This window comes from Streptomyces sindenensis (genome assembly GCF_014649035.1).
GTDB classification, from domain to species: Bacteria; Actinomycetota; Actinomycetes; order Streptomycetales; family Streptomycetaceae; genus Streptomyces; species Streptomyces sindenensis.
The window spans coordinates 1-13,423 of the sequence record NZ_BMSG01000060.1 but is presented as its reverse complement, the minus strand read 5'-3'; the positions used below and the strand labels follow the sequence as shown (position 1 = coordinate 13,423).

8 protein-coding genes and 1 tRNA gene are annotated in these 13,423 nt (G+C 72.7%); 6 read left to right on the top strand and 3 right to left on the bottom strand.

Going from position 1 to position 13,423, the window contains the following annotated elements:
- The first annotated feature begins 305 nt into the window (after positions 1-305).
- Positions 306-378, top strand: a tRNA-Ala gene (locus tag IE145_RS32805).
- Positions 379-451: 73 nt separating this feature from the next.
- Here IE145_RS32805 and IE145_RS32800 read toward each other — a convergent pair.
- Both IE145_RS32800 and IE145_RS32795 read right to left on the bottom strand, forming a co-directional pair.
- Positions 452-2,029, bottom strand: a complete 1,578-nt coding sequence (locus IE145_RS32800) for an NADH-quinone oxidoreductase subunit NuoF family protein (protein ID WP_189529068.1) — start codon at positions 2,027-2,029, stop codon at positions 452-454.
- On the bottom strand, positions 2,026-3,567 hold the full coding sequence (locus tag IE145_RS32795; RefSeq protein ID WP_189529067.1) for a ferric reductase-like transmembrane domain-containing protein: 1,542 nt from the start codon (positions 3,565-3,567) through the stop codon (positions 2,026-2,028). The genes IE145_RS32800 and IE145_RS32795 overlap by 4 nt, the downstream gene beginning before the upstream one ends.
- 533 nt (positions 3,568-4,100) lie before the next feature.
- Between IE145_RS32795 and leuS the strand changes: the two genes are divergently transcribed.
- The 5 genes from leuS to IE145_RS32770 all read left to right on the top strand — a co-directional run bounded on the left by leuS (position 4,101) and on the right by IE145_RS32770 (position 12,769).
- The gene (gene leuS / locus IE145_RS32790; RefSeq protein ID WP_189529066.1) at positions 4,101-6,968 is read left to right on the top strand and encodes a leucine--tRNA ligase; all 2,868 of its coding nucleotides are present in this window, start codon (positions 4,101-4,103) and stop codon (positions 6,966-6,968) included.
- 161 nt (positions 6,969-7,129) lie between these two features.
- Positions 7,130-7,915 carry a hypothetical protein gene (locus IE145_RS32785; RefSeq protein ID WP_189529065.1) on the top strand — a complete coding sequence of 262 codons (786 nt, stop codon included), beginning with the start codon at positions 7,130-7,132 and terminating at the stop codon, positions 7,913-7,915.
- Positions 7,916-8,053: 138 nt separating this feature from the next.
- Complete coding sequence (locus IE145_RS32780; protein ID WP_189529064.1) at positions 8,054-8,899, top strand: DegV family protein; 846 nt, start codon at positions 8,054-8,056, stop codon at positions 8,897-8,899.
- Positions 8,900-9,098: 199 nt separating this feature from the next.
- Positions 9,099-10,229, top strand: a complete 1,131-nt coding sequence (locus IE145_RS33670) for a ComEA family DNA-binding protein (protein WP_229826016.1) — start codon at positions 9,099-9,101, stop codon at positions 10,227-10,229.
- The gene (locus IE145_RS32770; protein WP_229826015.1) at positions 10,226-12,769 is read left to right on the top strand and encodes a ComEC/Rec2 family competence protein; all 2,544 of its coding nucleotides are present in this window, start codon (positions 10,226-10,228) and stop codon (positions 12,767-12,769) included. Before IE145_RS33670 ends, IE145_RS32770 begins: the two co-directional genes overlap by 4 nt.
- Positions 12,770-12,852: 83 nt before the next feature.
- Here the strand turns inward: IE145_RS32770 and IE145_RS32765 are convergent, their stop codons facing one another.
- Complete coding sequence (locus tag IE145_RS32765; RefSeq protein ID WP_189529063.1) at positions 12,853-13,314, bottom strand: pyridoxamine 5'-phosphate oxidase family protein; 462 nt, start codon at positions 13,312-13,314, stop codon at positions 12,853-12,855.
- Between the last annotated feature and the right edge of the window lie 109 nt (positions 13,315-13,423).

The window sequence follows — 13,423 nt, the reverse complement described above, 5'->3', positions numbered from 1 at the left end:
AGATCAACCCTCACGGTGCAGCATCATGCCGCACCACCCAGCACCACGTGAGACATCCTCTAAAAGGCGACCCCATCGAGACCTACCGCGAGCTGGAAGGGGAGCCGATCTACGGGCGGCTCCTGGAGGAGCACTGCACGCTCAAGCGCTTCTACTCCTTCGCGACCGCCTGACCTGCGACTTACGGCCGAACGACCTCGGCGATTCGGGCATATCGGTGCAGACCGGAAACGATTTGGTGAAGCACCGGGGGGACCGTGTAATGTTCTCGATGTCGCCAAGGGAAACCGGGCGGCAAACAACAAGGGGCTATAGCTCAGTTGGTAGAGCGCCTGCATGGCATGCAGGAGGTCAGGAGTTCAATTCTCCTTAGCTCCACAGGTTCAACAGTGAGAAGCGGGCCACCCGGATCGGGTGGCCCGCTTCTCTGTGCCCGGATCCGCGTGCCCGGTCAGCCGCGCCCACTGCCCAGTGCGCGCCGATTGGCGGCGGGCAGGGCGGGACGCTGTTCGGCCGGCGGTTGCTCGATACGGAGCGCCAGGGCGGGGCAGCGCCGTACGGCCCGCTGGGCACGCCCGCGCAGGTGCATCGGAACGGCGGCGTCCGCCAGCGCCGGATAGCCGTCCGCGCCCAGCCGGACGAGCTCGGGGACGATGTCCGCGCACAGGCCGTGGCCCTGGCAGAGCGTCCAGTCGACCGCGAGCTTCTCGCCGCTCGGAATCGACTCCTCCAGATCCTGGTAACCGGGTGCGGGCAGCGGCAGCACCCCGACCGTCTCGCGGCCGCAGCCGCCGTCCAGGACGTGGGCGGCGAGGTCGTCCGTGAACGCCGACAGGGTCGAGAGCAGGAACCGGGCGGAACCGTCCGGGTGTTTGCACGCCCCGCGGCCCTTCACGGCCTGGGTGACCTCGCGCAGGGCCTCCAGGGCGGCAGGCCCGCCACCGTTCAGCACGTCGGAGAGCCCGCCCGCGGCGGCGGGGAGCCCCAGCTTGCACGGGCCGCACTGTCCCGCGGTCTCGGCCGCCAGCCAGTTGGCTATCCGGAGGGACTCGCCGAGCGGGCAGGTGTCCGGGCCGATCGGCAGGATGGCCCCCGCGCCGAGCGCGCCCCCCACGGTGGCCAGGGACTCGCGGGAGATCACGGCGTTGTGCGAGGAGACCGCGTCGATCCAGTTGCCGTGGTAGCCGCCGGTCAGCACGCCCTGGGGGAGCGGCGGGGCCCCGGCCAGCTCCAGGACGTACCGCAGGGGCACCCCGGTCGGCACCTCGACGACCATGGGCCGCGCCACGGCGCCCGAGACCGTGAGCAGGACGGTGCCCGGTTCGTTCGGCAGCCCGGTGTGCCCGTAGCGGCGGGGGCCGATCCGGGCGGCGACGGCGAGCTGGGCGTACGTCTCCGCGTTCGACAGCAACGTCGGCGCGCCGCCCACCCCGGTCTCCGCCGCCCGCTCGCGCTGGCCCGGCGGCAGGGCGGGCCCGCCGTTCGCCGCCCGGATCACCGAGGACGCCTCGCCCGAGACCATGCGCTCCGGGGTACGGACCACGCGGGCGCGCAACTGCTGGCCGCGCCGGTCGGAGAGGCCACGTTCGGCGAGGGCGGCCCGCACGGAGATCTCCGTGGAGTTGCGGGTGACCGCGACGACCAGGGTGCGCGCGCCGAGCGCCTCCGCGGCCAGCAGCGCACCGTCCAGGATCAGGTGCGGGGCGCGGTTGAGCAGGACGGTGTCCTTGCGGCAGGCGGGTTCGCCCTCGCTGCCGTTGATCACCACGACGGGCCGTACGCCGCGCCGGATGGACGCCTTCGCCACCGCTCGCAGCTTCTTGCCGAACGGGAAACCGGCGCCTCCCCTTCCGCGCAGAGAGATCGTTTCGGCCAGTTCGGCCAGCCGCTCACCGGTCATCGGCTCCAGCGGCCCGTGCACCTTGAGGTGCATGGCGAGGTCGAGCCGCTCCACCAGGTCGAAACCGGTGGTCAGTTGAGGCAGTCCGACGACGCGGATCTCGGGCACATCGGGGAGGGGCACGTTCACTGTCGGTCTCCTGCGGGTGCGTGCCAGGGTTCGCCGGCCGGGGGCGCGCTGAACGGCCCGGGCTCCGGTTCGGCACGGGGCGCGGCGAAGGGGGAGGGAGCGGGGGGAGGGGAGGGCGAAGGGGGAGCGGAAGTGACGGGGGCGGATGCGGCGGTGTCGTACGCGGTGGTGTCGTACGTGGTGGTGTCGTACGTGGTGGTGTCGTACGTCGTCGGAGCGCCGGCGTACTCCGTGGCTCCGTACCTCGGTGTGCCGTGCTCCGGTGTTTCGTAGGGGGACATCGCGTACGCGTGCTCCTGCGCGGTGTACGCCGGTGGGTCCTGCGAGGGCGCACCGTGGTGCGCCTGCCCGGGCGGGGCGGGGGACGGTGCGGGCCAGCGGGGTTCCGGTGGGGCCGGCGGGCCGGACAGGCCGCCGAGCGACACGGCGCGGTACCCGGCGGTTATGTCCGTTCCAGGTCCAGGTCCAGGTCCAGGCCCAGGCCCAGGTCCCGGCCCCGCCGTCCTCCGCCCCGGGTCCGGCAGTTCGTCCGGCGGGCCGAAGGTGATGCGGTCGGCGCTGCGGGGCGGAGGTTCGTACGGCGGGGGCTCGTACGACGGGGGGCCGTTCAGTGGTGACAGGCCGCCGTACAGCGTCTCCGTCGGCGCCTCGTGCAGCGTGCCGGGGATCGCCGTGGGAGGGGGCGCGATCGGCGGTATCGGCGCCGAGAGCGTGCGCGGGCGCACCGGCGTGCCCCGTACGTCCCGGTCCGGCTCGCTCCAGGCGGCCGGATCGGACCAGGGCTCCCCGACTGCCGAGGACGCCTCCCGCAGGACCGGGTCGGGGGCGGCCGGGGGCCCCTGGCCCAGCAGTTCGGCGACCCGGTCGGCGATCCGCCGCTTCATCGGGCGCGGCAGCAGCCGCAGGCACAGCGCCCCGGCGACGCCGGTGAGGCAGAGCCCGTACATCACGACCACCCAGGTGGCGGGCGCGCGCCCCGCGTACAGGCCGTGGATCAGCGCGGCGCACCACGCCGGATACGCCAGCGCGTGCAGGGCGCGCCACCGGCCCGCGATCCCGCCGGTGTCCCGCGGCGACCCCAGCGACTGCCCGAGCCGGGCGGCCTTGGGGGGCGGCTGAGCGAAGGCGCTGCGCAGGGCGCCGGTCGCGGCCGTGACGACCATCAGCAGCCCGGCCAGCGAACCGAAGCCGATCAGCCCCGCCGCGCCGGTCACGCCGAGGCTGAAGGGTATGAGGGCGCCGAGCAACGCCACATGCCCGAGGGCGACCTTCACGGTTCCGTGCAGCAGCAGAAAGCCGAGTGAGGCGATGGCGGTGGCCCGGTGGATGCCCTGGCAGACGATGCGCTGACGGGTGGAGAGGAACAGCCGGTCCGTGGCCAGCAGGCCCCAGGCGACGGCCGCGCTGAGCGACACCAGCGACAGGACGCCGGTGGTGAAATCGAGGGTGGCGCGCAGTTCGTCGCTCCCTGCGACGGCGAACAGAGGGACGAAGACCAACGCGGCGACAGTCAGGCCGCCCTGTACCGGCCGGCTCATTGCGGGGCTCATGCCGGTGGATACGCGGATCTTGCGATGAGGGTTCATGGGGGCGACTCCGAATAGTTCGGCAAAGCGGTCCCGTTGCCGCATGCTAGGACGCCCCATACCAACCAGTACGAGGTTTGCTCGGTTGCCCCGATAGAGGTCGGTACGCGGAGTAACCCTGCTTCCCGGGCGTCCTCCCGGCTCCCCGAGGTCGTCCCGGTACTTCGCGAAAACCCCATGCGAAGCACGCGGGGCGCACACGCGGCAGCCACCGGAGCATCACGTTCCGACTACGGAGAGTGGTGCGCGGGGTGGTGGGTGCCGGGGCGCGTGTGGGTGATGTCCGGCCACCGGTTACTCCCCGCTCCCTTCCGGGTCCGTGCGGTACCCTGGCGCCATGCGTGCCGTACGCCTTCTGCTTAGCGAGCCGCGCTGAAGAGTCCCGACCGGTGAGAACGCCTGGTCGGAGTCAGCGCGGCGTCCCCTCCTGTGCGAGGGGATTTTTCGTTTCCCGGCAGATGACGATCGATGGAGCTTTGAGGATCATGAGCGAGACGAATTCCGCTGCCGAGACGGCCGCGCCGCACCGCTACACGGCGGCGATGGCCGCCGACATCGAGGCACGCTGGCAGGACTTCTGGGACGCCGAGGGGACCTACGAGGCGCCGAACCCCACCGGTGACCTGGCGGGCGACCCGGAGCTGGCCGCCAAGCCGAAGAAGTTCATCATGGACATGTTCCCGTACCCCTCGGGTTCGGGGCTGCACGTCGGACACCCGCTGGGCTACATCGCCACCGATGTCTACGCCCGCCACCAGCGGATGACCGGCCACAACGTGCTGCACACCCTGGGTTTCGACGCGTTCGGCCTGCCCGCCGAGCAGTACGCGGTGCAGACGGGCACCCACCCCCGGGTCTCCACCGAGGCCAACATGGAGAACATGAAGGTCCAGCTGCGCCGGCTGGGACTGGGCCACGACAACCGCCGCTCCTTCGCGACGATCGACGCCGAGTACTACAAGTGGACGCAGTGGATCTTCCTGCAGATCTTCAACTCCTGGTACGACACCGAGGCCGACCGGGCCCGTCCGATCGCCGAGCTGGTCGAGCAGTTCGAGAGCGGCACGCGCGCGACCCCCGACGGCCGTGAGTGGAGCGCGCTGAGCGCCACCGAGCGCGCCGACCTGCTGAGCCAGTACCGCCTGGCGTACGCCTCCGACGCCCCGGTGAACTGGTCGCCCGGCCTGGGCACCGTGCTGGCCAACGAGGAGGTCACCGCCGACGGCCGTTCCGAGCGCGGCAACTTCCCCGTCTTCAAGGCCAAGCTGCGCCAGTGGAACATGCGCATCACCGCCTACGCCGACCGGCTGCTGAACGACCTGGACGCGCTGGACTGGCCCGAGGCCATCAAGCTGCAGCAGCGCAACTGGATCGGCCGCTCCGAGGGCGCCCGGGTCGAGTTCCCGGTGGACACCGCAGGCGGCATCACCGTCTTCACCACCCGCCAGGACACCCTGTTCGGCGCCACGTACATGGTGCTGGCGCCCGAGCACGACATGGTGGAGCGGATCATTCCGGCCGCCTGGCCCGAGGGCACCCACCCGGTGTGGACCGGCGGCCACGCGAGCCCGGCCGAGGCCGTCACCGCGTACCGCAAGCAGGCCGCCGCCAAGTCCGATGTCGAGCGGCAGGCCGAGGCCAAGGACAAGACCGGTGTCTTCACCGGCGCGTACGCCACCAACCCCGTCAGCGGCGAGAAGGTCCCCGTCTTCATCGCCGACTACGTCCTGATGGGCTACGGCACCGGCGCGATCATGGCCGTACCGGCGCACGACGCGCGCGACTTCGCCTTCGCGCGCGCCTTCGAGCTGCCGATGCGCTGTGTCGTCCAGCCCTCCGACGACCGCGGCACCGACCCCGCCACGTGGGACGACGCCTTCAGCTCGTACGACGCGAAGCTGGTGAACTCCGCGAACGACGAGATCTCGCTGGACGGCCTGGGCGTCGTCGAGGCCAAGGCGAAGATCACCGAGTGGCTGCGGGAGCACGGCGTCGGCGAGGGCACCGTCAACTTCCGGCTGCGCGACTGGCTGTTCAGCCGGCAGCGCTACTGGGGCGAGCCCTTCCCGATCGTGTACGACGAGGACGGCATCGCCCACCCGCTGCCCGAGTCGATGCTGCCGCTGGAGCTGCCCGAGGTCGAGGACTACTCCCCGCGCACCTTCGACCCGGAGGACGCGTCCGCCCAGCCCGAGACGCCGCTGTCGCGCAACGCCGACTGGGTCAACGTCACGCTGGACCTGGGCGACGGCCCCAAGAAGTACCGCCGCGAGACCAACACCATGCCCAACTGGGCCGGTTCCTGCTGGTACGAGCTGCGCTACCTGGACCCGAATAACGACCGTCAGCTGGTCGACCCGTCGATCGAGCAGTACTGGATGGGCCCGCGCGAGGGACAGCCCACCGGCGGCGTCGACCTGTACGTCGGCGGCGCCGAGCACGCCGTGCTGCACCTGCTGTACGCGCGTTTCTGGTCCAAGGTGCTGCACGACCTGGGCCACATCTCCTCGGCCGAGCCGTTCCACAAGCTGTACAACCAGGGCATGATCCAGGCCTTCGTCTACCGCGACAGCCGGGGCATCGCCGTCCCCGCCGCCGAGGTGGAGGAGCGCGACGGCGCGTTCTACTACGCGGGCGAGAAGGTCAGCCGCGTCCTGGGCAAGATGGGCAAGTCCCTGAAGAACGCGGTCACGCCGGACCAGATCTGCGCGGAGTACGGCGCGGACACCCTGCGCCTGTACGAGATGGCGATGGGCCCCCTGGACGTGTCGCGGCCCTGGGACACGCGTGCCGTGGTCGGCCAGTACCGCCTGTTGCAGCGCCTGTGGCGCAACATCGTCGACGAGGAGACCGGAGAGGTCACCGTCGTCGACACGGAGCCCGGTGAGGACACCCTGCGCGCCCTGCACAAGGCGATCGACGGGGTCGGCCAGGACATGGCGGGGATGCGGTTCAACACCGCCATCGCCAAGGTCACCGAGCTGAACAACCACCTGACCAAGGCCGGCGGTCCGCTGTCGCGCTCGGTCGCGGAGCGGCTGGTCCTGCTGATCGCCCCGCTGGCCCCGCACATCGCGGAGGAGCTGTGGCGCCGACTGGGCCACACCGACTCCGTCGTCCACCAGGACTTCCCGGTGGCCGACCCGGCGTACGTGGTCGACGAGACCGTCACCTGCGTCGTCCAGATCAAGGGCAAGGTCCGGGCCCGCCTGGAGATCTCGCCCTCCATCACGGACGAGGAGCTGGAGGCGCTGGCCCTGGCCGACGACGCGGTCGTCGCGGCGCTGGGCGGGGCGGGCATCCGCAAGGTGATCGTGCGGGCGCCGAAGCTGGTGAACATCGTCCCCGCGTGACGGTGACGGTGGCGGTCCCGGTGTGACGGTCCCGTGAGCGATAGGGGCCATCCCCTACGGGCAGGTTGGGGGTTCCGAAGGAACCCTCGGCCTGCCCGTTCCGTTTACGGTGGAGGGGGCGACCGGTACCGGCGGCCGCATCGAGACACCGAGGGGCATTCATGGAAGCCGCGCTCACGATCCTGGCGTTGCTCCTGGTCGCGTTCGTCGCGCTGGGTGTCTACGCGACCGTGAAGGCCGTCGGGGCGGCCAAGCGGGGTGTGGACCGCACGATCACGCAGGCCCGTCGCACGGTGGAGGACACCACGCTCCGGGCCAAGAGCTTCGGGCAGGTGGGTGTCGCGGGCGAGCTCGCCCAGCTCCGGCTCTCCCTGCGCACCTCGATGCGGGCCACGCAGGACGCCCTGAACGCCGGTGTCGCCGAGGACGCCTCGCTGGCGGAGTCGGTGGACCTGTTCCGGCGGCTGAGCGCCCACGGTCTGGAGCTGGACGACGAGCTGAAGAGGCTGGAGCGCGAGCCGGACCGGGCGACGGTCGCCGGTCTGCTGCCCAAGCTGCGAGAACGCACGCAGCGGATCACGCACTCCGCGGAGTCGCTGCGCTGGGCGGCGCGGGACCGGGCGCGGCAGTTCGCCGACGACGACCTGGACGCGCTCAACGCGCAGATCGACATCGAGGCCGGTGCGCTGCGGCACTGGTCCGGGGACGAGACGTCCTCGCAGGCGTCCGGCGCGGGCGCCTCCACCACGACACCGGGCCGCGGCCCCGGGACGGACTGGCCGGAGCCCGCCGCCCCGGCGGACCCTTCGGCCGGCGGCAGCACGGCCGACGAGGCGTGGTCCGGACCGGCCCGCGAGGAAAGCCCGCAGGCGATCACCGCACCGGATCCGCGGCTGCGGACGGCCTACCCCTGGCAGAAGTCCACCCGGCCGGAAACGACGAACTGACGCACGCGGCCGGAAACGACGAACTGACGCACGCGGGTCGGATCCGGCCCGAACGGATGTGCTCCGAAGCGGCCAGGAACGATCAGAGGGCCGGGGCCGGGCTGCCGCACTCCCACCCCGCCAGGTAACCTCCGGCTCATGTCCCGCCATGTCGCTATCGTCACCGATTCCACGGCCTACCTGCCGCGCCCGACGATGGAACGGCACGGCATCACCGCAGTGCCGCTGACCGTCGTCCTGGGCGACCGGGCGCTGGAGGAGGGCACGGAGATCTCCGCCCGCTCGCTCGCCCAGGCCCTGCAGAAACGCCACTCCGTGACGACGTCCCGCCCCAGCCCCGAGGTTTTCGCCGCGGCCTACCGGGCGGCGGCCGATGCCGGGGCGGACGCGGTGGTGTCGCTGCATCTGTCGGCGGAGTTCTCGGGCACGTACGACGCCGCGCTGCTCGCGGCGAAGGACGCCCCCGTTCCGGTCAGGGTCGTGGACACCGGCATGGTCGCCATGGCCCTGGGGTTCTGCGCACTCGCGGCGGCGGAGGCCGCCGAGGCGGGCGGCGGCCTGGACGAGGCGGTGTCGGCGGCGGAGAAGCGGGCCGCGGGCACCTCGGCGTATTTCTATGTCGACACTCTCGACTATCTGCGCCGGGGCGGTCGCATCGGCACGGCACAGGCCCTGCTGGGATCCGCGCTGGCGGTGAAGCCGATCCTCGAACTCGACGGGGGCCGGATCGAGATGCTGGAGAAGGTACGGACGGCGTCCAAGGCGATCGCCCGCCTGGAGGAGATCGTCGCGGAGCGCGCGGGTGCGGCTGCGGTGGACATCGCCGTACACCACCTCGCCGCCCAGGAGCGCGCGGACCGTCTGGCGGAGCGGCTGCGTGAACGCGTTCCCGGGCTCGTCGATCTCCACGTCAGCGAGGTCGGCGCGGTGATCGGGGCGCACACGGGGCCGGGGCTGCTGGGCGCGGTGATCAGCGCGCGGTGATCACCGTGTGTTGATCCGCGTGCGTTGGTCCGTGTGGGGCGAAGCGCGTGCGCTGATCCGCGTGCGCTGATTCGTGTGTGCTGACCCTGCTGGGGAGATTCACTCCGCGGAGTGGTCGAGTTGTCCACAACTGCTGGGCTGTCCACAGGAATCGATGCTGCTCAGCGGGTTTCGGCGGATGTGCCTAACGTCGTGAGGCATGGCCCTTCGATCTTCTCGGGCGTCGGCTCCCGACGCTCCGTTCACCTCTGCGTCCTCGTCCGACTCTTCTGATGCGTCGTCCACGTCCGCCCGGGCGCGGTACGGATCCGGTACTCGCCCGAGCGGGCGGGCAGGTGTGCGCCCCGGCGGGCGGCGGTCCGTGCGGGGGCGGTCGGTGCGGGGGCGGTCCGCCCTCGCCTCGGCGGCCGCGCGTCGCCGGGCGGACGCGTTGATGGCGGGCGCCGCCGGGCTGGGGAGCGATGTCCCGCCCGCAGCGGTTCAGGAGCCGGCCGAGCCGGCCGCGCCCGCGTCGGCACCACCCGTCCCCGTGCCCCGGCCCGCAACGGTCGGGGAGGCGCCCGGCGATACATCGAGGGTGCGTCGTCGCGTGTCGGCCCTCCGGGAGCGGCTGCCGTTGTGGGTACGGCTCCGGTGCGGGATGGCGCCGCGTACGCCAGTGGTGCTCGGTCTGGTGCTGCTCGCCGCCGTGGCCGTCGCCACCGTGCACTTCTGGTCCGTACGACCCCAGCCCGTGCGTGCGCCGGAACCCGTCGCGGACGAAGCGGCGGCGCCCGCGCTGCCACCGGACCCGTTACGGTCCGGCGCCCCCGACCCGGTACCCCGCCCGGCCGCCGGGGAGCCGCCGAGCGCGGGCGGCGGGAACGGGGGCGGTGTGATCGTCGTCGACGTGAGCGGCAAGGTGCTCCGGCCGGGCGTCCGTCGGCTTCCGGCGGGTTCACGGGTGGAGGACGCACTCGAAGCGGCGGGCGGTGTGCGTGCCGGCACGGATGTCACCGGACTCAATCGTGCGCGGGTCCTGGTCGACGGTGAGCAGGTCGCCGTGGGTCTTCCGTCCGGCCCGCCGGTCACCGGGGCGACCGGGGGCGGCGGGGTCGGGTCCGGGCCGGCCGGTGCGTCGGGCGGGGCCGGGCCCTCGGTGCCGCTGAGCCTGAACTCGGCGACGGCGGAGCAGCTCGAAACCCTGCCGGGGATCGGGCCCGTGCTGGCCCAGCACATGATCGACTACCGCACGGAGAACAACGGCTTTCGATCCGTCGACGAACTCCGTCAGGTCAACGGGATCGGCGACCGCCGTTTCGCCGACCTCCAGCCGCTCGTACGGCCATGAGCAGCCGTGCGGCCCGGCTCGACTCCCGGGATGCGGGCAGGAACGGGGACAGGGACAGGGACAGCAGCACGGGAAACGCCGACGCGGCGGGGGAGGGAACACGACGGGAGGGGCCCACGGATCTACGGCTCGTTCCGCCCGCCCTGGCGGTCTGGGCGGCAGCGGCGGTGACGCTGGGCCTTTCGGGGCGGTGGGCGGTCGTCGCGGCCGTCACCTGCTCGGCTCTGGCGCTCGTCCTGCTGGTGACGGCAGCGCGCGCCGGCCGGTTCCGCGTCGGGCGGGCCGCCGGGCGGTCGCGGGTGCTCGTTGCCGGGGGAGCCGTACTGCTCTGCGCGGCGGCGGGCGCGGCCGTGGCCGGGCTGCACGGGGCCGATGTGCGGCGCGGTCCCGTACCGGGGCTGGCCCGGGAGTACGCACGGATCGACGCCGAGGTACGGGTGACCTCGGATCCCCGGCCGACCCGCCCGGCGGTACGCGGCAACCACAGCGCCCCGGCCCTCCTCCTGATCAACGCCGAGGTCCTGGAAGTGCGGACGCCGGACGGGCCGAGCACCCGGGTCCGTACACCGGTGCTGCTCATGGTCGCGGCGGGTGACCGGCGGGCGGAGTGGCAGAAGCTGCTCCCGTCCACCCGGCTGCGGCTCGGCGGCCGGCTCTCGCCGCCCGCACACGACGGCGAACGGCTCGCCGCGGTCCTGCGGGTGGACGGGGAGGAGCCACGGATCTCCGGGCCCCCGACATGGATCCAGCGCGCGGCGGGGGGCCTGCGGGCCGGGCTGAGGGAGGCGACGGACGGTCTGGACGCGGATGCGCGTGCGCTGCTGCCGGGGCTGGTGGTCGGCGACACCTCCAGGGTCCCGCCCGAACTCCACGACGCCTTCAAGGCGACCGATCTGACACACCTGCTCAGCGTTTCCGGGGCGAATCTCTCCATTCTCCTCTTTCTTCTCATCGGGCCGCCGGGATCGGCGTCGAGCGCGGAACGGCGTGGCCTGGCACCCCTGTTGGGGATCTCCCTGCGGGGGACCGCGGTGATCGGCGGTGCGCTGACCCTCGGGTTCATCGTGGTGTGCCGCCCGGAACCGAGTGTGCTCCGTGCGGCTGCCTGCGGGCTGATCACCCTCCTCGCGATCGGGACGGGCCGCCGGAGATCGCTGATCCCCGCCTTGGCGGCGGCTGTCGTTCTTCTGGTGCTCCACGACCCCTGGCTCGCCCGGAGTTACGGATTCCTGCTGTCGGTCCTGGCCACCGGTGCGCTGCTGACGCTCGCGCCGCGGTGGAGTGCCGCGCTGCGGGCACGGCGGGTGCCGGGCAGGCTCGCCGAGGTTCTGGCCGCGGCGGCGGCCGCGCAGGCCGTGTGCGCGCCCGTGGTGGTGGTTCTGGCCTCGCGGGTCAGCCTGGTGGCGGTCCCGTGCAATCTGCTGGCGGAGTTCGCGGTGGCGCCGGCGACGGTGCTCGGGTTCGCGGCCCTCGCCGTGGCCCCGGTCGCCCCGCCGGTGGCCGAATTGCTGGCCGGGGCCGCGAGTTGGCCGGTCGGGTGGATCGCCGCGGTCGCCCGGACGGGGGCGGGCCTGCCCGGGGCCGAGGCGCAGTGGCCCGGAGGGTGGTCCGGCGCCGCGCTGCTGGCCGGTCTCACGGTCCTGGCCGTGCTCGTGGCGCCGAGGGTGGCCCGCCACCCCTGGATCTGTGCGGCTGCCGGGCTGCTTCTGGTGCTGGCGGTGCTCAGGCCGGTTCCGCTGACCCGGATCATGACCGGATGGCCGCCGCCCGACTGGTCGTTCGCGCTCTGCGACGTGGGGCAGGGTGATGCGATGGTCCTCGCGGCGGGGGAGGGTACGGGGGTGGTGGTCGACGCCGGACCCGATCCTCGTGCGGTCGACCGGTGCCTGCGCGATCTGGCGGTGACCCGGGTCCCGCTCGTGGTCCTCACCCACTTCCACGCGGACCATGTGCGCGGGCTGCCGGGAGTGCTCCGGGGCAGGTCGGTGGGCGCGATCCAGACGACGAGCCTCGAAGAGCCGCCCGGACAGGCCGCGTTCGTACGGAGGACGGCAGCCGCGGCACGCATTCCGACGGTGCGGGCCGCGGCCGGGGAGCGCCGCCGGTCGGGCCCGGTCGAGTGGCGGGTCCTCTGGCCCCGCCGCGGGGGCGGGGGAGCGGAGGCGGCGGTGCGGGAGCCGAACGACTCCAGTGTCACCCTGCGGGTTCGGGCGGCCGGCGGGTTGACGCTGCTGCTCCTCGGAGACCTCGAACCCCCGGCCCAGCGGGAGTTGCTGCGCGGGCGGGAGGCTTGGGGTCCGGTGGACGTCCTCAAGGTGGCCCACCACGGCTCGGCCTTCCAGGACGCCGGGCTGCTCCACAGCGTACGGCCGAGGCTGGCGCTGATCTCCTGTGGTGCGGACAATCCCTACGGCCATCCGTCGCCCCGCACGGTGGCCGCTCTCGGGGCGGCGGGGGCCCGGGTCCTGCGCACCGACACCGACGGCCCGATCGCGGTGGCGGGCGCGGGGAAGGAACTGCGAGCGGTGGGCCGGTCATGACATCACGGCAGCCGGTCCTGCGCGCCCCGGTCCCGTGCCCCCCGTCGTTTCGCCGCCCCGCTCGCGGTGGCGGAACCCGTGGGTCAGACCAGCCAGGTGCCGGTGTGCATCAGGTCGCGGTCGGCGAGTTCGTTCTCCTCGCGCCAGGCGCGCACGGTGTGGGGGGTGATGCGCAGAAACACCCAGCGGGGGCCGCGTGGGCTCCATCCCCGGAGTTTGGTGGCGAAGGCGTCCCTCGTCGCGGTGGGGAGGTCCGCAGCCTCCACGATCCTCGCCCCGCCCTCGATCAGCACCACGTCGCGGGTGTGGCCGACGGTGACCCGGATCGGCCCGTGGGGAGTGACGTTGACGGCCGTCGGGTTGGTCCGCCGGGTGGCCATCAGCAGCGTGCCGGTCCCGTCCTCCCAGAGGAACGACAGCGGCACCAGCGTGGGAACACCGTCCGGGGACGCCGTCGCCACCCACGCGTCCTCGTCCTGCCGCAGGCGGTCCAGGACGTCCTGCTTGCGCTGTTCCCGGCTGCGTGGGGGCTCGTACTCAGTCATGACCGACACGCTAGGCGTCGACCGCCGTGCCGCGCCTCGGCCAAGAGACCTAGAGATCGTCTTCAAAGGTCAGATCCAGAGCAGGATTGAGGCGATGGTGACGGCCGCC